The following is a 26,636-nucleotide window of genomic DNA, read 5'->3' as shown; positions in this document are numbered from 1 at the left end:
CTTGGTATTGAGCAGTTATACTAGTTAACAATAGACATTATGAGGAAATACTTACAATGGAATACAACACTTCAGAGTTATGTGATATTTACACTGATTTAATCGATGTTCTTGAGCCCGTATTTAGCAATTACGGTGGTAGAAGTTCATTTGGCGGTAAGGTTGTGACAATAAAGTGTTTCGAAGATAATGGCCTAATTGCCGAAGTAGTTAACACTGACGGTACAGGTAAAGTACTGGTTATTGATGGCGGTGGCTCTACTCGTAGAGCACTTATTGATATTAACATAGCTGAGCAAGCTGCAAAGAATAACTGGGAAGGCATAGTTTGCTATGGCAGTGTTAGGGATGTTGATGCCTTAGAAGATATTGATATTGGCATTCAAGGCTTACTCTCAATTCCTGTTGGCGCTAGTGCGAATAATATCGGAGAAAGTGACCTCGCGATAAACTTTGCCGGCGTTACTTTTTTACCTGACGATCACATTTATGCCGACAACACTGGGATTATTCTTTCACCTGAGCCCTTAGATTTAGAGTAATAGTTTCCTTAACCGCCCCTTTGTTAGTTAACTCTGTTCAGGGTATTGCTTGCGCCACGCTACAAGCCAGTGTGGCAACTCTTCTTGCGTTATACCTAGGCTATATCGCTGACCTTGAGCAAACTCTCCGCCCATTGCGATAAACATTTCTTCAATGGCAATAACATTAATGTTCGTGCCAATCAAAGGTAAACCCATTTTACGTGTCAGCGTTATTAACGTGTTAATAATAGCTTTATCTGATGAACCAGGTGTAGCTTTAGCCAACGAATAACAGTCTATTTTTATACCACTGACTGCCATACGGCGAATATAGCGCAGTGCTTCATAACTTCCTGAAAATTGATCTATAACAATGCTTACATCCAATGATTTTAGCTGATCGATACTAGCCTTAGCTTGTGGTGAAGACATTAAGAGAATAGCTTCTTGCACCTCAACAGTAAGGAGTTCGCAATCAACGCCATATGTATTAGATTGTTGCTCAATGTAATCAACTAGATCGGGTTCGAGTAAACTATTATCTGACAATTTAATTGCTATCGGCGTTTTTATGTTTAAGTTTTGAAGCGCTATAATCGCTTTAAATGCATGGTTCACTATTTGTAAGCTTAAGGCATAAGTATCGCCACTTTGTTCCGCAATCAGCAGTATTTCCTCTAAATTAAGTAGTTCACTGCCTTGTTGTTGCCAACTCACCTGCAATTCGAAGCCTGTGAGTTGCTTACTCTGAACATTCACTTGCGGATGTAGATGCCATTGTAAGTTATCTTGTGCAATCGCTGCTTTTAGCTGTTCCATTTTAAGTAACTGCTGTTGATTAAAAACCGCGATCTCTTGATTAAAAAAGCACACAAGTGTTTGTTGTTTTTCAGCTTGTAATAACGCATCTTCAGCGCACGCTATTACCTCAGTAACGCTTTGACTATTTTTCCCTACAAAGGCAACACCAAATGCTAATTTAAAATATGACGAAAAGCTTTTAAAGCTCATAGGGCCAGGTACCGCAAGAGCAAGTTCTTTACAAAGTTGCTCAATAACAATCTCTTCATTATATGTAGTTTGAGAAACATCCATCACCATAAAAAATTGCAGCCCTTGCAAACGTGCAATTCTAATGGGTGAATCTATAGAGGAAAAGTTAAGTAATGTGGCGTTATGAGTAATCGACTTCTGCAAGCTGTACACCAACTGCGACAGTAAAATGTCAGAGTTATGGTGGCCTAGTATCGCATTTATTTGTTGAAAATCTGTTGGCTTACATATTATTACGGCATAACGTGCAGACTCATTCGTTGCAATATTGTGTTCAAATACAGATAACGCGAATTGATAATTAGGCAGGTTTGTCGTTGGATCATATGAAATTTTAACCTGAGGTTGAGAGGCTAAAACGGCTTGTTCATTTTCGCGAGTAATTAATGTAGTAACAATATGCCAACAACCGTTCGCCATAGCTAATAAGTAAGTAACGACACTGATCCCGACAATTAAATTAAATGATAAGCGCCCGGTTAGCCAACAATAAATACTCATGGCGAAAGCAAGGTTAATAAGCAATAAGGATACCGAGCGCAGATTTACTTCATTACTTTTGTGGCGAGATAACCAGACATAACTTGCAGTAATAACAACTTGTACGCTAGCCAAAATCCCCCATGCAATAGGAGTACTCACTATTTTCGACCATAGTAACAATACAAATAGCAGAAAAGTCGCGACAAAAAAGCTATGCTTCAACACTAGGTTAATGGTTGATGTACTGTCATTGAATTGATAATTGCACGACCAATAACTGATGGTTTGAAACATCAAACCGCTAAAAATCAAGCTGAGATATAAATAGTTTTCAGGATTGAAATTAAGACAATAAAGTAGCCCCAATAAGGTAACGGTTAATAATACAGGAAGTCTTTTTTGAATGGCGGGTCTAGGTTTAATAATAAAAACAATCAGCAATACTGGTAGGCTAAGCCCTAAAACGAAAGCAATATTAAACTCAACAAATGAGAAAGATTCACTTGCAGCATTCGCCTCAAAAGATATAAAACTACAACCGAATAAAGCACTAATTAATGAAAGTATTATAAGACGCGCAGCACTGTAACTAGCCATATAAAAACCTAAAACGACAACATTAACTAAGACTAATCAATCTGTATGCTTTTGTACAGTTACATGGTTTCTTTATGCTAAGCTTTTGTTATACCTTAAATAACTATTTTTCCTGCCTGCATTAAATTAACTAGCGGGTTAACACCAAACTGATAACATAGCTCTGCTGGTTGTTCAATATCCCAACAAACAATATCAGCGTCATAGCCAAGAGCTAACTGCCCTTTAGTGCCTGACAACCCTAAAGCTTTCGCACCATTACAAGTAACACCTGCTAGCGCCTCTACAGGGGTTAATCTAAATAATGTACACGCCATATTTAACATAAGTTGAATTGAACAAATGGGTGATGAACCTGGATTGGCATCAGTTGCTATTGCCATACTTACCCCATGTTTTCGTAATAAGTCCATTGGTGGCAATTGGGTTTCACGAAGAAAATAAAAAGCCCCCGGTAATAAAACTGCAGTCATATCTGCCGCTTTCATGGCTTTAATACCCGTTTCATCTAAAAACTCGATATGATCAGAAGACAAGGCCTGATATTGCGCAGCTAATTCAGTACCACCAAGGTTTGATAACTGTTCAGCATGTACTTTAATTGGTAAGTTATGTGCCTTGGCAGCAGCAAACACTTTTTCGGTTTGGCTTAAATTAAAACCAATGCCTTCACAAAAAACGTCAACCGCATCCGCAAGGCTTTTAGCCGATATGTTCGGTATCATGTCATTGCAAACGAGATCAATGTACTCATCTGCACGGTCTTTATACTCAACAGGTAATGCGTGCGCGCCAAGAAAGGTTTTTAATACCGTTACAGGCAGCGCTTGCCCTAAACTTTTGGCGACCTTTAACATTTTGATTTCGTTGTCAGTATCTAAACCATAGCCCGATTTAATCTCAATACTAGTAACACCTTGATGATGTAATGCCGTTAAACGTTTTAAAGCACTTTGGAATAAGCTTTGCTCACTTGCTGATCGTGTAGCTTTAACCGTTGAAACAATGCCACCGCCAGCATTCGCTATTTCTTCATAGCTCTTACCTTCAAGGCGCATTTCAAATTCATTCGCTCGATTCCCACCATAAACAATATGTGTATGACAGTCGACTAAGCCTGGCGTTAACCATTTACCACCACCGTCAATGACCTCGACAGTATCTACATTAAAATTTGGTAAATGAGCTTGTGAACCTAGCCAAGCAATTTTTCCATCAGCAATAGCTATAGCGCCATTTTCAATAGTGCCATAGCCCTTTGCTTCTTCGGTCATAGTCGCTAGATTGACGTTAATCCAAAGGGTCTGCCATGCAGTTGTATTTATTGACATAAGAATTCCAAATTACCTGTTTAAAGCAAATGTATATTTGATGAGTGAGTTCGGCCGCAGGGCTTAATGGCTGATACTTCTAAGAATACTTTAACTGATAGTATTTTAACAAGCAAGCTTGTATATACAAGTGTTGACCTAGGCGTTAAAAAATGAGATTGTATATACAAGTAAAGATTTACTCTGCATATTATCTAGTATTAGGCATGACAATGACACAAGTAAAAACAGCAAAATATAATATTATTAAACAACATATTTGTGAAAATATTGAATCTGGCGAATGGCTTGAGCACAGTAAAGTACCTTCAGAAAATGAACTAGCTGAGCAGTTTTCAGTCAGTCGTATGACAGCACGTCGCGCTTTGCAAGAACTCACCGAGCAAGGTTTATTAGTACGTTCTCAAGGCTCTGGTACCTTCGTAGCTACTTTTAAGTCGCAATCTTCACTATTAGAAATTCGTAATATTGCCGATGAAATACACGACCGTGGTCATCAGTATCATGCTGAACAACTCAGCTTAGAAAGAGTGCAAGTGAATGATGAAGTCGCGATACTTTTAGCGCTAAAAAAAGGCGAAACCGCTTTTTATTCAAGCGTACTTCATTTTGAGAATAATGCCCCGATACAATTAGAGCAACGTTTCGTTAATCCGAAGTTGATCCCGCATTACCTTGAGCAAAACTTTACTCAAATAACCCCCCATGAATACTTATCATCTGAAGCGCCATTAACTGAAGCAACCCATGAAGTTGAAGCCGTTATCGCTAAAGATGATATCAACCAATTACTAGCAATTAATAACACTACCCCTTGTTTACAAGTTAAACGTCGAACTTGGTCGAGTCAAGGTGTTGTTAGCTTAGCTATATTAACGGCACCCGGTAATAAGTACCGCTTAGGTAGCCATTTAGTCTTTTAGTTTAGGAGCGTTTAGATGAAATTTAAATACGGTATCGACCATTTAAATCTTGACATTGTTAACGGTATTGCCAACGGCAGTATCCAAGCAGAGCTTTGCCAAGAAGCATTAGATAACATTAATGTTAGCCGCCAAAGAGTAGAAAAAATGGCAGCTTCAGATAAAGCGGTTTACGGCATTAATACAGGCTTTGGTCCATTATGCGATACACAAATTACCCCTGAAGAAACTAATTTGCTACAAACCAATTTGCTGATCACGCATGCAGTAGGTGTTGGTGAGCCTATAGCGAAAGAAATTTCAAAATTAATGCTGATCACCAAAGTGCATGCCTTAAGTAAAGGTTTTTCAGGTATACGCCTAGAAACCGTAGAAAGAATGCTAGCGTTTATTGAATTAGATCTTATCCCAGTAGTGCCAGAGCAAGGCTCAGTTGGCGCATCGGGTGATTTAGCCCCACTTTCACATTTGTTTTTACCTTTACTTGGCGAAGGCGAGTTCTGGCAAAGTGAAACCGGCCAAGCGGATAAAATCATTCCTGCAGCACAAGCATTAAAAGAGCACGGCTTAACGCCAATGGAATTACACGCAAAAGAAGGCTTGGCATTAATTAACGGCACACAATTTATCTTATCGCATGCTATTACTGGCTTAACTAAGATGCGTTACTTGCTAGATTTAGCTGACTTAACCGGTGCAATGAGTATCGAAGGTATGCAGGGCAGCCAATCACCTTTTAGAGCAGAACTGCACGCGACTCGTCCGTTTCCTGGCAATGTCGAAGTTGCCTCGCGCATGCGTGAATTCTTTACCGGCTCTGAAAATATGTCATCGCACACTAACTGTGATCGTGTACAAGACCCCTATTCACTTAGATGTATTCCACAAGTACATGGCGCCTCAAGAAACGCTTTTAAGCATTTAAATGAATTAGCAGAGATTGAAATGAACTCTGTCACTGATAACCCTATTGTTATCAGCAGCGAAGAAGCTATTTCTGGTGGTAACTTCCACGGCCAACCGTTAGCTATGGTACTTGACTATGCCTCTATCGCCTCTGCTGAATTAGGCAATATTTCAGACCGTCGTTGTTATTTACTGCTAGAAGGTTTGCATGGTTTACCTCGCCTATTAACCGCTTGTGGCGGTCTAAATTCAGGCATGATGATCCCGCAATACACCACAGCAGCGTTAGTAACCGAAAACAAATCACTTTGTTTCCCACCTTCTGCTGATAGTGTACCAACATCAATGGGACAAGAAGATCACGTCTCTATGGGCAGTATTTCAAGTCGTCAGTTTAATCAAATATTAGGGAATTTAGAGAAAATATTAGCGATTGAATTAATGTATGCCGCGCAAGCCATTGAGTTTAGACGTCCTAATAAGTGCTCAGATGTTATAGAAAAGAACTTTCAAGTGATCCGAGAAAAAGTTGCAAAACTTGAAGAAGACAGATTACTGAAGCCTGATATTGATGCCATGATCGCTTTAGTGCGTTCACAAGCATTTACCGTTAGTTTTACAGCATAATTAAGGGAGTTAATAACAATGGAAACAGCCATTAATTTTCAAGATGAAATAAAACAGGGTATTCCTAGCGAACTACCTAAAGCCAAACCATACCCTGCTGACGCTAACCGTGCACCAAAACGTAAAGACATCTTATCTGCTGAAGAGAAACAGCTAGCCGTTAGAAATGCCTTACGCTATTTTCCAAAAGAGTGGCATCAAGAACTTGCCACTGAATTCGCGCAAGAGTTAACAGACTTTGGCCGTATTTATATGTACCGCTTTAAGCCAAGTTATCATTTAAAAGCGCGTTCTATTGCTGACTACCCAGCTAAGTGCCAGCAAGCTGCTGCGATTATGCTGATGGTTGAAAATAACTTAGATCCTGCCGTTGCTCAGCATCCAGAAGAATTAATTACATACGGCGGTAACGGTGCAGTGTTCCAAAACTGGGCACAATACTTACTCGCCATGAAGTATTTAAGTGAAATGGAAAGCGATCAAACGCTACATTTATACTCTGGTCACCCAATGGGCTTATTTCCATCATCGGAAGATGCTCCACGCGTAGTGGTAACCAACGGTATGATGATCCCGAACTATTCGCAGCCTGATGACTGGGAAAAATTCAACGCTTTAGGGGTTACTCAGTATGGTCAAATGACCGCCGGTTCATTCATGTATATTGGCCCACAAGGCATAGTACACGGTACAACCATTACAGTAATGAATGCCTTTCGTAAGGTGCTTGATAAAGCTGATAGCCCGCGAGGTAAAATCTTCCTTACCGCTGGTTTGGGCGGCATGAGTGGCGCGCAACCGAAAGCGGGTAACATTGCTAACTGTGTAACGGTTTGTGCTGAAGTTAATGCAAAAGCCGCGACTAAGCGTCATCAGCAAGGTTGGGTTGATGAGTTAATCGATAATATGGCTGAGCTAGTTGCTCGTGTAAAAATAGCACAGGCGAATGAAGAAGTCGTTTCAATTGCTTATATCGGCAATATCGTTGACGTATGGGAAAATTTTGATGAGCAAGAGATATTTATTCACTTAGGCTCAGACCAAACGTCATTACACAACCCGTGGTCAGGCGGATACTACCCGGTAGATATTAGCTACGAAGAATCAAATCGTTTAATTCGAGAAGAGCCAGAAGTATTTAAAGAAAAAGTACAAGCAACGCTAATACGTCACGCTAATGCCGTTAACAAACACACTGCTCGTGGTACATATTTCTTTGACTACGGTAATGCTTTCTTACTTGAAGCATCACGCGCCGGCGGCGATGTTATGGCAGAAAATGGCATCGACTTTAAATACCCCTCTTACGTACAAGATATTTTAGGCCCTATGTGTTTTGACTATGGTTTTGGTCCATTTCGTTGGGTTTGTGCTTCGGGTGATTCACAAGACTTAGATCAAACCGATGCTATTGCAGCAAGTGTATTGAAAAAGATCATGCAAGAGTCGCCAGAAGAAATTCAGCAGCAAATGCAAGACAACATCACTTGGATTGAAGATGCTAAGCAAAACAAGTTAGTAGTTGGCTCGCAAGCGCGTATTCTTTACGCTGATGCACAAGGTCGTATGGAAATTGCTAAAGCCTTTAACGATGCCATTAATAGCGGTGAGATTGGTCCTGTAGTGCTTGGGCGCGATCATCACGATGTTAGCGGCACTGACTCACCATTTCGTGAAACCTCGAACATCTATGATGGTAGTCGTTTCACTGCAGATATGGCGATTCACAACGTTATTGGTGACAGCTTCCGTGGCGCCACTTGGGTGTCAATCCATAATGGCGGCGGTGTAGGCTGGGGTGAAGTGGTTAATGGTGGTTTTGGTATGTTGCTTGACGGCAGTGCAGCCGCTGAACGTCGTTTAAAATCCATGCTATTGTTTGATGTTAACAACGGTATTGCTCGTCGAAGTTGGGCACGTAACGCTGAAGCTAACTTCGCCATTAAACGTGAAATGGCCCGTACGCCTAAACTTAAAGTAACGTTAGCTAACTTAGTTGATGATGATATTTTAGATAACTTATCGCTTTAATTTTAGCCTATTAAAAATAGAAAACTTAAATTTTGATAAACTAAATCTCGTTACTTAGCATTGAGTCTATATCTAGAAAATACAAACCGGCATCTGCCGGTTTGTATTTTCTGTAGCAGATGTCGATTGTAGTGAGATTAAAAAAATATTAACCAATAAAGCACCGAGATAATCAAAGTAATCTGCTTGACATAATATGTCATGCTTGCTACTTTGAATAAATCACTGTTAACCTTACATTAACAGTATTTAAATCTTGGAGGTGGTAATGGAATACATACTATTTTTTGAAACATGGATTATCTTGGCCATTTTATTTGCCTGTTTAGAGATTTTCGTGCCCGGCGGTATTTTACTTAATCTAGGCATTGCCTCATTAATTGTTGCTATTGGCGTACAACAAGAAATTCTTGATACTTGGATAATAACCTTAACCACTTGGTTTATCCTCGCAACCTTCCTACTGGTTGTTGTCTACTTTGTTACCCAGCGATTTTTCCCCGGAGAAACGACCATCGAAAATATTTATGAAGAAGTCGATATTTATGGAAAGTCTGTACTTGTATTAGAGCAAATAGGCCCTGGAACACAACAAGGCAGGGTTGAGTATCAAGGTACAACCTGGTCAGCATTAAGCGATGGCTCAATTATCGAAGCTGGCAGCCACGCTGCGATTGTCTGCAAAGAAAACATTTCATTAGTGGTTGAACCCATAAACTAATCCCAATTACATTAAAAACTTAGCTTAAATTAACCTAATAACACTTATAAAAATAGGAGAATACCTATGTTAGCTACAATTACATTTGTATTTCTAGCGTTACTCTTTATTGTTTTAAAACTTGTGCTGGTAGTGCAAATGAAAGAAGTTTGTGTCATCGAAAGACTCGGTAAATTTCGCGCCGTTTTAGCGCCAGGTTTGCACTTTTTAATTCCCTTTGTTGACCGAGTTGCTTATCGTCACGAAACCCGCGAGCAAGTATTAGACATACCAGCGCAAAGCTGTATTTCACGCGATAACATTCAAATCAATGTTGATGGTTTAGTTTATATTCAAGTAATGGATGGTGCTAAAGCCAGTTACGGTATTGAAGATTACAGTCGCGCCAGCGTTAATTTAGCGCAAACTACGATGCGCTCTGAAATTGGTAAGTTAAATCTGAGTCAAACCTTTTCTGAACGCGACACGTTAAATGAAACGATTGTTCGTGAAATAGATAAAGCTTCTGATCCTTGGGGTATAAAAGTAATGCGTTATGAAGTACGTAATATTACTCCGTCTGACAATGTTATTCATACACTAGAAAAACAAATGGAAGCTGAGCGCCAAAAGCGTGCTGAAATTACTTTAGCCGAAGCAGAAAAAGAATCGACCATTAACCTGTCTGAAGGTGAGCGCCAAGAAGCAATTAATTTATCTGAAGGCGACAAACAAAAGCAAATCAATGAAGCCCACGGTCGAGCCCAAGAAATTGCCATTCTGACTCAAGCTTCCGCAGAAGGCATTAATTTAATTGCCAAAGCAGCTGCAATGCCAAGTGGCGATCAAGCGATTAAAATGCGTTTATTAGAACAGTTTATTTCGCAGACTAGCAGTATTTTGAAAAACGCCGATGTTTCTATTGTCCCAAGCGAAGTAGCGAAACTAGAAGGCTTCTTCCAAGGCATGGAGAAAGTGACAGAAAATATTCAAGGAGCAAAATCATGATAGCTGTTGATGGTAATACCTTAGATTTAGCGGTGCTGGCCGTTTGGGCATTTATCTTTTTATTTCTTGCCTATAAATTTTTCCAAGCTATTTGTTTAGTGCCAACAAAATCTGCCTATATTGTAGAACGCTTAGGTAAATATCGTTGCACCTTAGAAGCGGGCTTTCACTTATTATTACCCTTTATTGACCGTGTGGCTTTTATCCAAGATTTAAAAGAAGAAACGATTGAAGTACCACCACAAGAGTGTTTCTCAAAAGATGAAGTTAATGTTGAAGTTGATGGTGTTATTTATATTCAGGTCATCGATGCCATAAAAGCAAGTTACGGCATTACCGATTATCGCTTTGCAGCCATGCAGTTAGCACAAACCACAACCCGTTCAGTTATTGGTACTTTAGAGCTAGACCGCACCTTTGAAGAGCGAGACATTATCAGCGCAAAAGTGGTAGAAGTGCTTGATAAAGCGGGTGAAAGTTGGGGCATAAGAGTGCATCGCTATGAAATAAAAAATATTACCCCACCAATAACAGTTAGAAACGCGATGGAAATGCAAGTAAATGCAGAGCGAGAACGTCGCGCTATTTTAGCTAAAAGTTTAGGAGATAGAGCCAGTCGTATTAATCGCTCAGAAGGACAAATGACCGAGTTAATTAATTTGTCTGAAGGTGAAAAGCAACGCAGAATTAACTCCGCTGAAGGTAAAGCAGCAGAAATATTAGCCATTGCACAAGCAACGGGCGACTCTATCAGCAAGCTAGCGGCTGCCATAGAGCAACCCGGTGGCCAGCAAGCGTTGGATATGCAATTAAGTGAACAATACTTGCAGCAAATGAAGGGATTAAGCCAGGCATCAACCAAAGTTATTCTGCCAGCCAACTTGCTCGACTTTAAACAATGGTTAGCAACCGCCGGCATTCATAACAAGCTTTAACATCGCCTTATTAATGATTAATACTTTTTGCTAAATGTAAAAACCGACTTAATTAGTCGGTTTTTTTACGTAAAATCTAATGAAAGAACAACGTTTATCACTTTAATGACTTGGTTATTATTAAGTGCTTGAGGAATTAAATAAGCACAAAGGTAATTGATGCGATTAAAAGGATAGAACAAAGCAGCCAAATTTTATCAGAGATTTTAACTTTTTTATTACGGTTAAAATCTCTGAACTTACTTACCATTAAGAAAAAAAATGTTGTTATCAACGCAATAAAAACATGCGTTTGAATGGTCAATAACTGTGCATTTTGCTCCCAAAGAAAAACTGGCCCGCTGTAATTTACAAAAAACAAATTTAACAACGAAACATGAGCCCACAACACAACAAACAACAATGCCATTTTATATTGGTAAATTGCTTTTAATGTTTTTGTAATAATGTTTTTCGCCATAACTTTTAACCTTGCTTTACACTTTACTTTAAATCTTGGCCTTAACCTAAGTTACTAGCCTATTCGCTTTAATGAGCTTAACTACTTTCTTTTAACCACACTAATAGCTCGTCTTGCTGATAACGGTAATCTAAAGCTGCTCTTAATTTTTCACCGATAATTTTTTTACCTGTAGCAGGCTGTTGATCACAAACAAAATTTGGTACGGGTAAATTTAACGCAGCAGCAGCTACTTGATAATATTGCTGTCGATTACTATCAGTATTACTAACAACATTATAAGTGCAATGCTCCATATCAAGATTACTTGAGTCGATGAGTTGTTCAATAAGGTTAACCACATCAATTTGGTGTACTAAATTAACTGGCGCATTCGGATTTTCGAACACACGCTTAGCTTGTAAAAATTTTCCTGGATGGCGATTAGGCCCAACCAGCCCGGCGAGCCTTAAAATAGTTAAACGTTTAGTAAACTTTTTAGCTGCCTGTTCTGCCGCAACTAAACTGGCAACTTTTTCTGCACTTAACTCTAACTTACTTTTTTCGTCAACCCGTCCTTGTAAGCCATTATAGATAGCGGTCGAATTCAATAAAATTATGTGTTGTGTACCACCTAGCTCGGCTAAATGTATTAATTGTTGAATTTTCAGCGGATAATCTACCCGACCTTTCTTTAATTGCGGCGGTATCGCAATAATCAGCACAGTTTGTTGAAACAAACTAACATCGACGTTGGTGATATTATCGAGGCTATCAGCCGTTATCACCTCCTCACTCAATGGTAAAACTAGCTTAGTTGCCGGTATAGCCAGATCGGCGAGTTTATCAGACGTTTTTTTTGATTGATAACTGGCGATGATATCGATTTTATTTGCCATTAAACGTGTTGCTAGCGCTTGCCCTAGCCAGCCGCAACCAATAATACTAACACTCATTTTTAATATTTCTCCGAAACAAACAGAATATCAATTGTAAAAAACTGCATTTATTGCGTAATTGTTCTGTGCTCTTTTATTGATTCAACCACTTCCTTGGCAACAGCATTTGGCACCACAATAGTTAAATTATATTGCAATATTTTCCAGCCTTTTGGGGTGTTAATTAACACGCCAGTGCCTCGGCACAAACCGTAATTCTCATTCTCTAATAACTCGTCAAAAAAAACGATATGGTTTGCTTGTGTGCCAGTGATGTTTCGCTCGGTTGGTCGGTATAACCAACCCTTTCCTTTGCTGAAGTAAGATTTTACAAACTCAGAAAATTCATTTTTATTCCAGCGCTCGCTACTATCAGTGCCAAGAAAAATTGCACCTTGAGCTAATTGACCTAAATACTGTTCAACGTTTGCCTCACTTGCCGCTTGATGAAAATTGTCGAGTACCATCTCGATCTCACCTTGAACAGTGTTCGTTAATGTTGCTGCATTTACTGCTTGGGTGAATAGACTAAAAAATATAAACCCGAATATTATTTTAAACATAACCATCAGCCTCTTGTTTAAGTATTTTTGTAATCGTAACTTAATTATAATTTTTGAATAAATTATCTATATTGGTTGAATGCAACATGCCAGCTATTTGCGCTTGGCCATTGCAACATAAGAGCCGGTAAACACCGCGGCAACTTTGTCACCACAACATACTTCAACATCAATATTAAAACGAGCATTTTTACCTTCGGCTAGTGGCTCAGTATTACCTTCAACTAACCGTAACAAGGTTTGGGCATGAGCTACGCCCTCAAGCGGTGCAAGGTATTTAATATTGCCTTTTGCTAGCACTATGTCGGCATGCTGCCTTTGTGCCTGTAAAACAAAATATACCCATGCCCAGCCAGTTAAAGTCGCCATAGTATAAATACTGCCAGCAAACATAGTATTATGCAGATTTTTATTAAAGCTAGGCTCGCACGTGGTCAGAAGTTTTTCTTGGTCAAAAAAAGCAACATTCATATTCATTGCTTTACTTAGTAGAATAGTTTCATGCCAAAGCTGTTGTAAATTATCGGCTATTTTCGTTAGATGTTGCTTAGGGACTGCAATGTTTTTGATCATTTTAACGTGGCTAACAGCATCATAAAGCGTATGAGAATAGCCCATATTGATGTAATTACTTTTCTGATAAAAACCAATCGCTTTTTCACGAGCATTTAACTCAATGGTTTTCACACCCACTTGAGCAGCTAAAAGCTCTAACTCATCAATAAGTAACTTCCCTAGACCTTCGCCATGTAATTCGTCAGATATTGCCATATAGCGAATTTGTGCATGAAATTGACTAGTTTTATGTAGTCGCCCTACACCAACAATGTTATCCGTATCGTCAACAATCACACGATGGTATGATTGTGATTCCAGTTCATCTTTTTCGCTACCTAGCGGTTGCTGCCATGGTTTACGTAGAACTTGCCATCGCAGTTGATAATATTGTGCTAACTCAGCTTTATTTTTTGGTGCTCTACATTTGTACATTGTCTATGATTAATCTTATGCCAGTGAAAATTCATTTAAGGAGTTTAATAACACGTGAAACTGACTCAACATGTTAACCAAGGCCGACTAGTTTACCTGAGTAACACAGAAGACCAAATAACCATTAACGAAAATTCGCATTATCGTTGGTTAGCATTTGATGACGTAATTCAAAGTGTTATGCATTTACGCTGCCCAGCTAAATTAACCTTACCGCATCACTACGCGGTTTTAATGCCGTTATTGTTTTTTAAACCAAACAAAGTAATAGAGCTAGGGCTCGGCGGAGGTAATTTAAGTCGATTTTTAAGCGCATTACAGCCAAGTATGGATATAGTGAGTGTAGAGTTGTCTCAAACGGTTATCGACTGTTTTCAACATTATTTCAACCCACTAAAGTACGCCATTAAAATCGAAAAAAATGAAGCATTAAAGTGGCTACAGCAAGAGCACTCTTCAACAACACTGGCTGCTGACTGGCTAATATGTGACGTTTATCAGCATCATGCAAAAAGCTTCCAAAGCCGTGTTAATCTTTTAACAGCTTTAATAGATAATTTGCAAGAAAATGGCTGTTTAACTATTAATTTACCTGATCTTGACGATCATGAAATTAATCTCTGTTTAACGATTTTAAAACAACTACAAAGTTCGCATCATATTATTTACTTTCATATTCCGCGTTATCTTAATGTAGTTATTCATTTGCTACCAAAACATTGGCTTATTGATAACCTAAAAAAGCGCTCAAAAAAAACTTATTTAACACCTACTCAATATCTTAGATGGAGAAAATTTTTTAGTCATCACATGAGTGCAAATTAAAAATTCACCCCTGTAAATTAATGGTAACAGGGCCATCGTTTAACAACCTAACTTGCATATCTGCACCGAACACTCCGGTTGGTACTTTAAAGCCTAAACTACGCAATTGTGTACAAAAACATTGATATAGCTTGTCGCTTAACTCTGCAGGAGCTGCACTAGTAAAACTTGGCCTTAATCCCTTCGTGGTATTTGCTGCCAACGTAAACTGTGAAACCACCAGTATTTCGCCACCAATTTGTTTAACATTTAAGTTCATTTTGCCATTTTCGTCAGAGAAAATTCGATAGCCTGCTACACGTTCAGCTAAACGCTTAGCTTTTACCTCAGTATCTTCAGGCTCAATAGCTATTAAGACTAATAAGCCCTGTTCAATTTCACCGACAATATTATTATTAACACTGACACTTGCTTCGGTAACTCTTTGCAATAATGCGATCATTTACTCAACACTCTGTTCTGTAATAAAATTTGCCATAGTATCTGCTGCCTTACAAAATCCATCAATCGTTTGTAATTCAAAACCACTATGCCCAGCTTGCGGCAAAATTTGTAACTGTGCGCTTGGCCAATGTTGTACCAATTTATCAGCACTATGCAGAGGGCAAACCATGTCATAACGACCATGAAGTATGATGGCAGGAATATTTTTAATGTTATCAATTGAAGCGAGGATTTCACCTTCGTCAATAAAACAATGATTGACGAAGTAATGACTCGATATTTTCGCCATACACAATGCGCGATGGGGGTAATCATCATCTTGAATTTCAGCAGGGCTATGTGGTGCTATGGTTGACAGTCTTAGCTCCCACAAACACCAGGCTTTACTCGCCGCTATTGCAGCAATTTCATTTGGCCCCGTCAGTACATCGTAATAACTTTGTAGTATATTTTCATCGCCTGTATCAGCAATTTGTTCTGTGAACTCTCGATAAAATTCAGGAAAAAAACTCGCCGCTCCACCGGACTTATATAGCCAGTTGTACTCTGCTTTTGTACCAAGGAAAATACCGCGTAGAATGTAGCCTAATACTGCCTGAGGATATTTAATCCCATAAAGCAAAGCCAATGTAGTTCCAAAGGAGCCTCCTGAAACTAGCCAACGTGATATAGATAAATGCTTTCTAATAACTTCAAGATCAGCGACTAAATGATGTGGCGTATTATCATTTAAGCTCGGTGATGGTTTAGAGCGGCCACAGCCACGTTGATCGAATAAAATGATACGATATTTTTCTGGGTCAAAATAACGCCGATGATTTTTACTTGAACCGCCACCAGGCCCACCATGAAGGTAAACAACAGCGATACCATTTGGGTTGCCCGACTGTTCTATATAAAGCTGATGTCCGTCACCAACATCAAGCCACTCTTGATGATAAACCGCAATATTTGGAAAAAGCACTCTCGACATATACCGTTCCTTTTATTAGCTCTACTCGGTTTGTAGTTATCCGATTATAGGGATTAATCAACCTCTTGCTCAGATAATTCAGCTTTTTGTTGGTCATCAAAGTCTTCTAACGAAACAGTAAATAGTGCGCCAATCAATACCACTAGCCAACTCAAATACACCCATAAAAATAAAATAGGAATACTTGATAATGCGCCATATATCGCCTGATAAGACGGTATTTGTGTTACATACTCAGCAAAGGCTTTTTTGGCGATTTCAAATAATATTGCTGCTAAGACCGCTCCTGCTATAGCAAACTTAACCGGAATAATCTTATTCGGCACAACCATATATAAAATAAAAAAGGCTGTAGTAGATGCGATTAAAGGCAAGGCTCGAACAAAAATATTCGTTATACCCAATAAGTCATAATCGCCTATCGAGACTAGTGAAATTATATAGGAACTAATGACGAGACTACTGCCAACTAATACCGGCCCTAAAGTTAGCACCATCCAATACATGGAAAACGAAGTAATAATTCTTCTTTTTTCAGTAACTCGCCATAATTTATTTAAACACTTATCTATAGCTGAAATTAGCATCATGGCCAAAATGAATAATGCACTAATCGCTACCGCAGACATTTTAGAAGCATTACTTACGAAGCCTGTAATATGCTCTTGAACAACATCGCCTGAAGCAGGCACAAAATTAATATAGACGAAGTTTTCGATTAACTCTCTAATATCGGAAAATATAGGAAAAGCCGTCATCATGGACAACATCACCACCATTAAAGGCACTAATGACATCAAGGTAACATAAGATAAATACCCTGCGGTGACATGAATACGCTCTGATTGAAAGTTTTCTACAAACAAGCGTAAAAAACCAAGCCCTTGCTCTACGAAACGATGTTGTTTTATTTTTTCTAATTTAGAATGCATATATATTACTAGTTAACACTATTAACTTTATATTAAGGCAATGGATAAAATAACGGTAGTGATAATCGAATAATTTTCCCTTTCAGCTACTGAATAAACTAAACCAGCCTTTTTTATCAATTTTTTGGTTGTTATATTTACAGGTAAGCTACCGATAAGATTAAGCTATAGGACAGCTAATCCCCATCAGTGAAGGCTAAATAATAGCACCTCGATTGATATAATTTTTGCATTTATTATTTAATTCAGACCATTAAAATAGCTTTAATATTTTAAGCTATTTGATGTTAGTTGGTTGATATATCTACAAAAGGGAGTGGGCAATAACTGAACTACTGTTTCAGCATTTTTAAAAAGATGATTAATACAAAGGGGAGAGTTTCGCTATATCTTCTTCAGGCCAATTAGATAGTTGATTAATTTCTGCGAGTAACCTCGATAGTTGTTTTATATGATTTTGACTTGCAATACCTTGTTCAAATAAATCGCTTAATTTTTGTAACTTTCTTAGTTGTTCTGGTGACATTAGAAATTTTCCTTTTTCTATTTTTATTTTTATTTTTATTTTTATTTTTATTTTTATTTTTATTTTTATTTTTCATAGCAAAATTAAATGCTAAATAGCGGTTCTTACTGCTTTTAATGGGAAAGTAGTTACTTTACTTTTATTCTTATTTCTTCCCTCATTAACATATTCATTATAAAGCTGTTTTAACTCATGTTGCTCTACTAGTTTTGCATTATTGTCTAAAGCTTTCTCAAATAAGCAATTAAGCCTAGTTAATTTAATTGCATCCATGGTAATTACCTCCTTAATATCTAAACAATAACTAACGACATATTATTAAATATAGCAGTTATTATCATTTCTAAAAGGTAGAGAAAAAAAATTAAATAATTATTTTAAATTCATTCACAACGCCCACAAAAAATAAACCGCATTCATATGATTTTATTGAATTTAATTAAGTAAACCGATAATAAAAATTAATACGGCAAGTAAGAAATTGAGACATGTCTTACATTAGTTGCTGCTTTAATTTCCCTTTTAAATGAGCAGAAACAAAAAAGCCACCTGAATTACTTCAGATGGCTTTATATAAGTTATTGTAACTTAGTTACTTAGCAGCACGACCTTCACGTTTACGATCGCTCTCTTTCAAGAACTTTTTACGAATACGAATATTGTCCGGTGTAACTTCAACTAACTCATCATTATCAATAAACTCAAGCGCTTGCTCAAGTGACATAACGATAGGTGGCGTTAACGTTTGTGCTTCATCAGTACCTGATGAACGAACGTTTGTTAATTGCTTACCTTTAAGTGCGTTTACGGTTAAATCGTTATCTCTGCTATGAATACCAATAACTTGACCTTCATAAATATCAACACCATGACCAATTAGCATGCGTCCACGAGATTGTAAGTTGAAAATAGCGTTAGTTAGCGCTTTACCTGTAGCATTAGCGATCATTACGCCATTTTTACGCTGACCGATTTCACCACCTTTGTGAGGGCCGTATTCAAAGAATGTGTGGTAAATTAAACCAGAGCCAGAAGTTAGTGTCATAAACTCAGTTTGGAAACCAATCAAACCACGACTTGGCATGATGAAATCCATACGGATACGACCAGTACCGTCTGGTGCCATATCAGTTAACTCAGCTTTACGAACACCCATTCTTTCCATGATAGGGCCTTGATGCTGTTCTTCAACATCAATAGTTACTGTTTCGTATGGTTCTTGTAATTCACCATTTACTTCACGAATAATAACTTCTGGGCGTGATACTGCAATTTCAAAACCTTCACGACGCATGTTTTCAATTAGGATACCTAAGTGAAGTTCACCACGGCCTGATACTTTAAATTTATCTGCGTCTTCTAATTGTTCAACACGTAAAGCAACGTTATGTACTAACTCTTTATCTAAACGGTCTTTGATATTACGAGAAGTAACAAATTTACCTTCTTTACCACAAAATGGTGAAGTATTTACTTGGAAAGTCATGTTGATAGTAGGTTCATCAACAGACAGTGCAGGTAAGCCTTCAACTTCTGTAGGACAACATACTGTATCAGAGATCTTTAACTCACCTAAGCCTGTAATCGCAATAATATCACCAGCAAAGCCTTCAGCGATATCATGACGTTCTAAACCTAAGTAACCAAATACTTTACCTACTTTAGCGTTGTGTACACCACCGTTTGCTAAGTTGATGGTTACTTGTTGGTTAGGCTTAACACTACCGCGAGTAATACGACCAACACCAATTACACCTAAATATGAGCTGTAATCAAGTTGAGAAATTTGCATTTGGAATGGACCATCAGGATCCGCTGTTGGTGCAGGAACTTCATTAAGGATAGTGTCGAACAAAGGGGTCATGTCAGTGCCAGTTTCGCCTTCTTCAAGCGTGGCCCAGCCATTGATTGCTGATGCGTAAACAACTTTAAAGTCAAGTTGTTCATCAGTAGCACCAAGGTTATCAAATAATTCGAAAACTTGATCCATAACCCAATCAGGACGAGAACCTGGTTTATCAACTTTATTGATAACAACAATTGGTTTTAAACCTTGTGCAAACGCTTTCTTTGTTACGAAACGCGTTTGAGGCATAGGGCCTTCTTGTGCATCAACAATAAGTAGCACTGAATCTACCATTGACATAACACGCTCAACTTCACCACCAAAATCAGCATGGCCAGGAGTATCTACAATGTTTACACGGTAGCCGTTCCAGTTAATAGCCGTGTTTTTAGCTAAGATTGTGATACCACGTTCTTTTTCGATATCATTTGAGTCCATCGTACGTTCTTCTAGACCGCCACGCGCATCTAGCGTACCTGATTGCTCAAGTAATTTATCAACTAAAGTGGTTTTTCCGTGGTCAACGTGAGCAATAATTGCCACATTTCTTAATTTATCTAACACAGGCGTTACTCGCTGTTACAATCGTTTATTGCTATTCCAAGCAGTTAAACGAAATAGGGCTACAATTGGGCGCGTATTATACAGTAGAAGTCTTCGCAAAGACACCAGATAATAAAATTTAACCAACAAAATATATTACCACTGATATACTAAGATAGTTAAATCAGTGCAGGCGCACCACAATGCAGCATGCAATGCACAGTTACAGTGCAAGCAAAAACAGTTAAAAACATTAAATCCATATATATCAATAACTTTAGTGTTGGCACAGTATTCGCTTTAGCACTAGTATTAAAAATTAAGTTTTTCAAAATTTAAGCAATAACTTCACTGGAGACTTTCAATGTCAAACGCAGTTTTAGATTTAATTAAAGAACATGATGTTAAATTCGTTGATTTACGTTTTACGGATTCAAAAGGTAAAGAGCAACACGTTTCAATTCCTCATCATCAAGTAACAGAAGATTTTTTTGAAGACGGTAAAATGTTTGACGGTTCTTCTATTCAAGGATGGAAAGGCATTGATGAGTCAGACATGGTGATGATGCCTATTGCTGAATCTGCTGTACTTGACCCATTTACTGAAGCAGTAACGTTAAACATTCGTTGTGACATTCTTGAGCCTGCAACTATGCAAGGTTACAGTCGTGACCCGCGTTCAGTAGCAAAACGCGCTGAAGACTATATGCGTAGTACAGGTATTGCAGACACTGTATTGATTGGTCCTGAGCCTGAGTTCTTCGTTTTTGATGATGTACGTTTCCACACAGACATGAGTGGTTCTTTCTACAAAATTGATGATAAAGAAGCTGTTTGGAATTCTGGTACAGAATACGAAGAAGGCAATATGGGACATCGTCCTGGCGTAAAAGGTGGTTACTTCCCAACTTCGCCAGTAGATTCGTCGCAAGATTTGCGTTCAGCTATGTGTTTAGTGATGGAAGAAATGGGCTTAGTCGTTGAAGCACATCACCACGAAGTTGCTACAGCAGGACAAAACGAAATCGCTTGTCGCTTTAACACTATGGTATTAAAAGCCGATGAAGTTCAAATATACAAATATGTTGTTCATAACGTTGCTCACGCTTATGGAAAAACAGCTACGTTTATGCCTAAGCCATTAGTTGGTGATAACGGCACAGGTATGCATGTTCATCAATCTTTAGCTAAAGACGGTGTTAACTTATTCTCAGGTGACAAATATGGCGGATTGTCTGAAATGGCACTTTACTATGTTGGTGGTATTATCAAACATGCTAAAGCACTTAACGCCTTTACAAATGCATCAACTAACTCTTACAAACGCTTAGTTCCAGGTTTTGAGGCTCCAGTAATGCTAGCTTACTCTGCGCGTAACCGCTCAGCGTCAATTCGCATTCCAATTGTACCATCACCAAAAGCTATGCGAATTGAAGTGCGTTTCCCTGATCCTACAATGAACCCTTACTTAGGTTTCTCAGCAATGTTAATGGCTGGCCTTGACGGAATCAAAAACAAAATCCATCCTGGCGATGCTATGGATAAAGATTTATATGACCTACCAGCAGAAGAAGCAGCGGAAATTCCACAAGTTGCATCATCATTAACAGAAGCGTTAGATGCTTTAGAGAATGACATGGACTTCTTAACTGTAGGTGATGTTATGGATAAAGATATGATCCAAGCTTACATAGACATTAAACGTTCAGATGTAGAGTTATTAAACTCAACAACACATCCTGTTGAATTTGATATGTACTACAGCGTGTAGGGATTTCAAATAGATAGATATCAAAAAAGCTCACTTAGGTGAGCTTTTTTTGTGGCACATTTGTAATAATTTGGATAGATTATACTTAATAAAGACAAAACCTACGGAACAGGAATAGCACTTTTGATTCACATTGCACGTTTTTGCATATTTTATATATTATTTACCCAAGCTTTTTCTGCTTTTGCAGGATCGGCTAAAGTATACGTGTGGCGAAACGAACAAGGTGTATTAGTTTTTTCAGATAGTCCTAAACCTGGTGCTGAAGAAGTAGATATAAAAGAACCAAATACGATAAAGTCTTCAGTCGATACCAGCATTTTAGACATTAAACCTAAAGTCATCGAAAACAATTTCAAAGTCGAAATAATCCAACCTGAAAACAACGCTACAATAAGAGATAATACAGGCTCTGCCTATGTTTCTGCCCGTATAAAGCCTATTTTCAAACGTGGCCTGAAAATACAATTATATTTAGACGACAAACCCTATAAAGATCCCCAAACTCACTCAATGTTTGTACTGAGAAATATAGACAGAGGTGAGCATCAAATAAAAATGTCATTGCTTGACGATAAAGGCAAGATTATTGCAACGTCATCTCCAGTAACGTTTTATATGCATAGAATATCGGTTAATAAAGCAAACTAGCCGGATTTCAGTGCATATTGCACCAACTTTTATTACACTCGTTACTTAGCGCACCAATTCAGTGCAAGGAAAAGTAATGACTAATACTTCGGTAAATTTAAAAGAAATAAAAAAACACTATCAGCAAGCGCTACCTAATCAAATGGTAACGGCGATTGTAGTATTAGATCAAGATCTGTCCATATGTTATGTAAACCCTGCAGCTGAAGCTTTGCTCGTGAAAAGTTTAAGTAAGATTTATTTACATCCAATCGACCAAGTATTCTACAACACACCTATTAGCAACAAACGTTTACAACAATTACTTACTACCGGTCAGGAGTTTAGCGATAGTGATGTTTCCATCGAATTTTTTGACCAGCGCAGGATTACCGTTGAAATAACAGCTTCTTCGGTCAGTTTTGATCAAGCACCGCATATCTTATTAGAGTTCAAACAAATTGATCAGCAAAAACAAATTAGTGCAGAAGCCTTTCAACAACAACAATGGGAGTCAGCGCGTGATCTTATCCGTGGGTTAGCACATGAAATAAAAAACCCACTGGGTGGTTTACGTGGGGCTGCACAGTTACTTGACTTAGAACTCAATGAAGAGCAAAAAGAATATACCGCCATGATCATTGAGCAGGCAGATAGATTAACCAATTTAGTTGATAGACTATTGGGCCCTAACTACCTGCCAGTAATGAAGTTACAAAATATCCATGTTGTGATTGAAAAAGTATTCCAACTAACAAAATTTGATAACCCAAAAAATATTGTTTTAGCACGTGATTATGACCCTTCGATCCCGGAGTTAACATTTGATCAAGACAAAATTCAGCAGACCGTTATTAATATAGTCCATAACGCCATACAAGCATTAGACAGCGAAAGCAAAATAACCCTAAGAACAAGAGCGGCAACCAACCAAACAATTAACGGTAAACGTATCAAGCTCTGCGCTGAAATAAGTATTATTGATAATGGACCAGGCATCCCAGAGCAGATTCAAAGCACACTATTTTACCCTATGGTGTCAGGCCGAGCTTCAGGGACGGGTTTAGGGTTATCAATTTGCCAAACAATTATTCATCAACATCACGGTAAGCTCTCATGTAAAAGTCGTCCAGGACATACAGAGTTTACTATTTTGATACCTTTTGAAAGCGAGATAAAATAATGATCACCGAACAAGTATGGATCGTCGATGATGATAGTTCAATTAGATGGGTGCTAGAGAAAGCGCTTTCAAATGCTAACATCAGTGTAGGCACATTTCATAATCCAGAAGATCTATTGGTTGCGTTAGAGCATACACAACCTGAAGTTATAATTTCTGACATACGTATGCCAAATATCGATGGTATGACATTGTTAAATCAAATAAACGATGAATACCCCCATATACCCGTTATCATCATGACAGCACACTCTGATCTTGATAGCGCCGTAAATGCATATCAAGGTGGTGCATTTGAATATCTACCTAAGCCGTTTGATATTGATGATGCCGTTGCTTTAGCTAATAGAGCTTTAGTGCATGCGCGTGAGCAAAAATCTAAGAAACAAAATACGATACCATCTGCCGATACCGTTGGTATTATTGGTGCTGCTCCTTCTATGCAAGAAGTATTTAGGACAATAGGTCGATTATCACGCTCAAGTATCAGTGTGTTAATTAATGGCGAATCTGGCACCGGTAAAGAATTAGTCGCTCATGCGTTGCATATGCACAGCCCTCGTTCAGCTTCTCCTTTTATACCACTTAACATGGCAGCTATCCCAAAAGATTTAATCGAATCAGAGTTATTTGGTCACGAGAAAGGGGCATTTACGGGAGCGAATTCTGTACGCCATGGCCGTTTTGAACAAGCACATCAAGGTACACTCTTTTTAGATGAAATTGGTGATATGCCGCTTGATATTCAAACAAGGTTATTACGCGTACTCGCCGATGGACAATTTTATCGAGTTGGTGGTCACTCTCCTATACAAGTTGACGTACGTATTATTGCTGCCACACATCAAAATTTGGAAGAGCGAGTAACCAATGGGGACTTTCGCGATGATCTATTCCACAGATTAAACGTGATCAGAGTACAAATACCTAGTTTACGTGATAGGAAAGAAGACATCAGCCAACTGGCTCAACATTTTCTCAAACAAGCCGCAAACGAGTTAGCAGTAGAAGTTAAAACCCTACATAAAAGTACATTAGCTTATTTAGAGCACTGTGAGTGGCCTGGAAATGTTAGACAACTTGAAAATATATGTCGATTTTTAACTGTAATGGCCAGCGGCAAAGAAATACTAATGTCAGATTTACCTAGCGAGCTTACCGTTAAACCTGCAACAGTAAAAAGTACAAATGGTAGCTGGCAAGATGGCTTAAAAAAATGGGTTGATACCGAATTGTCGACAGGTAAAAGTAATATTATAGAACAAGCGTTACCGGAGTTTGAGAAAGTGTTATTAGAAAGTGCCCTTAAACATACACAAGGACACAAACAAGAAGCAGCAAAACGATTAGGTTGGGGGAGAAATACCTTAACGCGTAAATTGAAAGAACTAGACATGCCAGATTAGATCAACAACCTAACAGCTAGTCAATTATGTTAGGCGATGGAAACAGGAAAAGTTATAATATCGTCTATTTTTTCTACTGAAAGTGCTAACATAATTAGGCGATCAATCCCTAAAGCAACACCTGAACATGCTGGTAAACCATATTCAAGTGCAGAAATAAAACGTTCATCTATTGCACGTTTTTCCATATCTAATTGTTGTCTAATTTCATTATCATTGATAAAACGCTGCTTTTGTTGCTCTGCATCTGTTAGCTCATGAAATCCATTGGCTAACTCAATGCCCTTGAAGTAACACTCAAAACGCTCTGCTACGCGAGGATCCTTTGTTGATATCTTAGCTAATGAAGCCTGGCTTGCAGGAAAATCATAGACAAAGCAAGGAGCATCTATACCTATGTTTGGCTCGATCAATTCAGCCATAATAAACTGTAATAAAGTGTCTATAGATTCTTCCCTTTCTAACCAATCACTTAACTTACCTGAGTGCTTAATAACATTAATAAGGTCGCTTCTTGAAGTATTTAGTGGATCAATATGCACTTTATTCATAAAAAGATTTTGATAACTAATTTTCTCAGTCTTTGGACAAGTAAGAATTAACTGCAGCAGCTCTTCAACTTCGTCCATGAGTTCAAAATGGTTGTAGCCTAATCTATACCATTCCAACATAGTAAATTCGGGATTATGGTATCTTCCCTGTTGTTCATGTCGTAGGGCTTTACAAATTTGATAACAGCTACCATAACCACTTGCAAGCAAACGTTTCATAGCAAACTCTGGTGAAGTTTGTCCGTATAAAAGTGTAGCCTCACTACAGTGACTATCAGCAGAGTAATTAAATTGTGTTATAAACGGGTCTAAATGTTGATCAGTTATCGTAGTACTTGAAAGTAAAGGGGTTTCTACCTCAATCACATTGCGCGCTAAAAAAAATGCTCTAATTAAGCTAAGTACTTTTGCACGTTGCTTAGCATTATGCCAATTCATACTGGGTTGCCATGACATATAAGTTAACCTTTAGTTAAGAGATAAATGATATTGAGAAAGTATTAGTTTAATAAACATTGTAGGGATACTGGATAGAAAATTAAACAAAAGTTGTAAAACAGCAAAAAAACGATTCTTTAATCGGTGCCTGATAATGACGTGAATTTATGCACTAATGCTGCACCACTATAACCCACACGCTCTTTACCACCGCTGCTAACACGTTGACGTGCATGGATGCAGTAATTCCGCGAAGACAGGATGTCTAAGAGCGGTCACTTCTGAGTTTGGAATCGACTCAGATGCAACCATCAGCCTTTTTCATTTTCAAACGACAGAAAGCAAAAAACCCTTAGCGTTCGCTACGGCTTTCTCTAAATAGAAATCTATCAGTAGTTAGTTTTAACAGCTGCATGTTACTAATTGTCTTAAGCTGACAGCTGACAGCTCAAAACTGATAGCTATCTTTATTGGGTTTCAGATAGCAAAAAGCCCGTCACTTACGTAACGGGCTCTTTTA

The 26,636-nt window shown here is 38.3% G+C and carries 25 protein-coding genes; 12 read left to right on the top strand and 13 right to left on the bottom strand.

Going from position 1 to position 26,636, the window contains the following annotated elements; all coding sequences use genetic code 11:
* Nucleotides 1–56: 56 nt before the first annotated feature.
* Complete coding sequence (rraA, locus tag AC27H3_RS14355) at nt 57–542, top strand: ribonuclease E activity regulator RraA (RefSeq protein WP_085306179.1); 486 nt, start codon at nt 57–59, stop codon at nt 540–542.
* A gap of 27 nt (nt 543–569) precedes the next feature.
* On the opposite strand, the gene AC27H3_RS14350 is transcribed toward rraA, so the two are convergent.
* Nucleotides 570–2,657, bottom strand: coding sequence for an EAL domain-containing protein (locus tag AC27H3_RS14350; protein ID WP_487107232.1), 2,088 nt, complete (start codon nt 2,655–2,657; stop codon nt 570–572).
* A gap of 95 nt (nt 2,658–2,752) precedes the next feature.
* Nucleotides 2,753–3,988, bottom strand: a complete 1,236-nt coding sequence (gene hutI, locus AC27H3_RS14345) for an imidazolonepropionase (protein WP_487107230.1) — start codon at nt 3,986–3,988, stop codon at nt 2,753–2,755.
* 212 nt (nt 3,989–4,200) lie between these two features.
* Between hutI and hutC the strand changes: the two genes are divergently transcribed.
* From hutC to AC27H3_RS14315, 6 genes are all read left to right on the top strand, one after another.
* The gene (hutC, locus tag AC27H3_RS14340; RefSeq protein WP_487107228.1) at nt 4,201–4,911 is read left to right on the top strand and encodes a histidine utilization transcriptional repressor HutC; all 711 of its coding nucleotides are present in this window, start codon (nt 4,201–4,203) and stop codon (nt 4,909–4,911) included.
* 15 nt (nt 4,912–4,926) lie between these two features.
* Nucleotides 4,927–6,444: a histidine ammonia-lyase gene (gene hutH / locus AC27H3_RS14335; RefSeq protein WP_487107226.1), complete on the top strand. Its 1,518-nt coding sequence runs from the start codon at nt 4,927–4,929 to the stop codon at nt 6,442–6,444.
* A gap of 18 nt (nt 6,445–6,462) precedes the next feature.
* Entirely contained in the window at nt 6,463–8,475 is a 2,013-nt protein-coding gene (gene hutU / locus AC27H3_RS14330; protein ID WP_487107224.1) for a urocanate hydratase, read from the top strand.
* Between the two features lie 268 nt (nt 8,476–8,743).
* A complete protein-coding gene (locus AC27H3_RS14325) occupies nt 8,744–9,196 on the top strand; it encodes an NfeD family protein (RefSeq protein WP_487107222.1) in 453 nt (150 codons plus the stop codon).
* Between the two features lie 66 nt (nt 9,197–9,262).
* The gene (locus AC27H3_RS14320) at nt 9,263–10,183 is read left to right on the top strand and encodes an SPFH domain-containing protein (RefSeq protein ID WP_487107220.1); all 921 of its coding nucleotides are present in this window, start codon (nt 9,263–9,265) and stop codon (nt 10,181–10,183) included.
* Nucleotides 10,180–11,118, top strand: coding sequence for an SPFH domain-containing protein (locus tag AC27H3_RS14315; RefSeq protein WP_085306187.1), 939 nt, complete (start codon nt 10,180–10,182; stop codon nt 11,116–11,118). Before AC27H3_RS14320 ends, AC27H3_RS14315 begins: the two co-directional genes overlap by 4 nt.
* A gap of 136 nt (nt 11,119–11,254) precedes the next feature.
* On the opposite strand, the gene AC27H3_RS14310 is transcribed toward AC27H3_RS14315, so the two are convergent.
* The 4 genes from AC27H3_RS14310 to AC27H3_RS14295 all read right to left on the bottom strand — a co-directional run bounded on the left by AC27H3_RS14310 (nt 11,255) and on the right by AC27H3_RS14295 (nt 14,048).
* The gene (locus tag AC27H3_RS14310; protein WP_487107218.1) at nt 11,255–11,578 is read right to left on the bottom strand and encodes a hypothetical protein; all 324 of its coding nucleotides are present in this window, start codon (nt 11,576–11,578) and stop codon (nt 11,255–11,257) included.
* A 77-nt stretch (nt 11,579–11,655) separates the two neighbouring features.
* On the bottom strand, nt 11,656–12,513 hold the full coding sequence (locus AC27H3_RS14305; RefSeq protein ID WP_487107216.1) for a Rossmann-fold NAD(P)-binding domain-containing protein: 858 nt from the start codon (nt 12,511–12,513) through the stop codon (nt 11,656–11,658).
* Nucleotides 12,514–12,563: 50 nt separating this feature from the next.
* A complete protein-coding gene (locus AC27H3_RS14300; protein WP_487107214.1) occupies nt 12,564–13,058 on the bottom strand; it encodes a nuclear transport factor 2 family protein in 495 nt (164 codons plus the stop codon).
* A 93-nt stretch (nt 13,059–13,151) separates the two neighbouring features.
* Nucleotides 13,152–14,048, bottom strand: coding sequence for a bifunctional GNAT family N-acetyltransferase/hotdog fold thioesterase (locus AC27H3_RS14295; protein WP_487107212.1), 897 nt, complete (start codon nt 14,046–14,048; stop codon nt 13,152–13,154).
* 54 nt (nt 14,049–14,102) lie between these two features.
* Here AC27H3_RS14295 and AC27H3_RS14290 point away from each other — a divergent pair, with 54 nt between their 5' ends.
* A complete protein-coding gene (locus AC27H3_RS14290) occupies nt 14,103–14,873 on the top strand; it encodes a spermidine synthase (RefSeq protein ID WP_487107211.1) in 771 nt (256 codons plus the stop codon).
* A 4-nt stretch (nt 14,874–14,877) separates the two neighbouring features.
* On the opposite strand, the gene dtd is transcribed toward AC27H3_RS14290, so the two are convergent.
* The 6 genes from dtd to typA all read right to left on the bottom strand — a co-directional run bounded on the left by dtd (nt 14,878) and on the right by typA (nt 20,158).
* On the bottom strand, nt 14,878–15,315 hold the full coding sequence (gene dtd / locus AC27H3_RS14285; protein WP_487107209.1) for a D-aminoacyl-tRNA deacylase: 438 nt from the start codon (nt 15,313–15,315) through the stop codon (nt 14,878–14,880).
* Nucleotides 15,316–16,290: a prolyl aminopeptidase gene (gene pip, locus AC27H3_RS14280; RefSeq protein ID WP_487107207.1), complete on the bottom strand. Its 975-nt coding sequence runs from the start codon at nt 16,288–16,290 to the stop codon at nt 15,316–15,318.
* A 53-nt stretch (nt 16,291–16,343) separates the two neighbouring features.
* Nucleotides 16,344–17,222, bottom strand: coding sequence for a virulence factor BrkB family protein (locus AC27H3_RS14275; protein WP_487107205.1), 879 nt, complete (start codon nt 17,220–17,222; stop codon nt 16,344–16,346).
* 361 nt (nt 17,223–17,583) lie between these two features.
* Nucleotides 17,584–17,748, bottom strand: a complete 165-nt coding sequence (locus AC27H3_RS14270) for a hypothetical protein (RefSeq protein ID WP_487107203.1) — start codon at nt 17,746–17,748, stop codon at nt 17,584–17,586.
* 90 nt (nt 17,749–17,838) lie between these two features.
* A complete protein-coding gene (locus AC27H3_RS14265) occupies nt 17,839–18,021 on the bottom strand; it encodes a hypothetical protein (RefSeq protein ID WP_487107201.1) in 183 nt (60 codons plus the stop codon).
* A gap of 319 nt (nt 18,022–18,340) precedes the next feature.
* Nucleotides 18,341–20,158, bottom strand: a complete 1,818-nt coding sequence (typA, locus tag AC27H3_RS14260) for a translational GTPase TypA (protein WP_487107199.1) — start codon at nt 20,156–20,158, stop codon at nt 18,341–18,343.
* A gap of 343 nt (nt 20,159–20,501) precedes the next feature.
* Between typA and glnA the strand changes: the two genes are divergently transcribed.
* From glnA to glnG, 4 genes are all read left to right on the top strand, one after another.
* A complete protein-coding gene (glnA, locus tag AC27H3_RS14255; RefSeq protein ID WP_487107198.1) occupies nt 20,502–21,908 on the top strand; it encodes a glutamate--ammonia ligase in 1,407 nt (468 codons plus the stop codon).
* A gap of 123 nt (nt 21,909–22,031) precedes the next feature.
* Nucleotides 22,032–22,559, top strand: coding sequence for a DUF4124 domain-containing protein (locus AC27H3_RS14250; protein ID WP_487107196.1), 528 nt, complete (start codon nt 22,032–22,034; stop codon nt 22,557–22,559).
* A 76-nt stretch (nt 22,560–22,635) separates the two neighbouring features.
* Nucleotides 22,636–23,721 carry a nitrogen regulation protein NR(II) gene (gene glnL / locus AC27H3_RS14245; protein WP_487107194.1) on the top strand — a complete coding sequence of 362 codons (1,086 nt, stop codon included), beginning with the start codon at nt 22,636–22,638 and terminating at the stop codon, nt 23,719–23,721.
* Nucleotides 23,721–25,127, top strand: a complete 1,407-nt coding sequence (glnG, locus tag AC27H3_RS14240; RefSeq protein ID WP_487107192.1) for a nitrogen regulation protein NR(I) — start codon at nt 23,721–23,723, stop codon at nt 25,125–25,127. The genes glnL and glnG overlap by 1 nt, the downstream gene beginning before the upstream one ends.
* Nucleotides 25,128–25,156: 29 nt before the next feature.
* Here the strand turns inward: glnG and epmA are convergent, their stop codons facing one another.
* Nucleotides 25,157–26,134: an elongation factor P--(R)-beta-lysine ligase gene (gene epmA, locus AC27H3_RS14235; protein WP_487107190.1), complete on the bottom strand. Its 978-nt coding sequence runs from the start codon at nt 26,132–26,134 to the stop codon at nt 25,157–25,159.
* Nucleotides 26,135–26,636: the final 502 nt, after the last annotated feature.

It is taken from the genome of Colwellia sp. NW0002-52-1, from assembly GCF_057550865.1.
The sequence above is the reverse complement of the archived record's forward strand: the minus strand, read 5'-3'. Positions and strand labels throughout refer to the sequence as shown.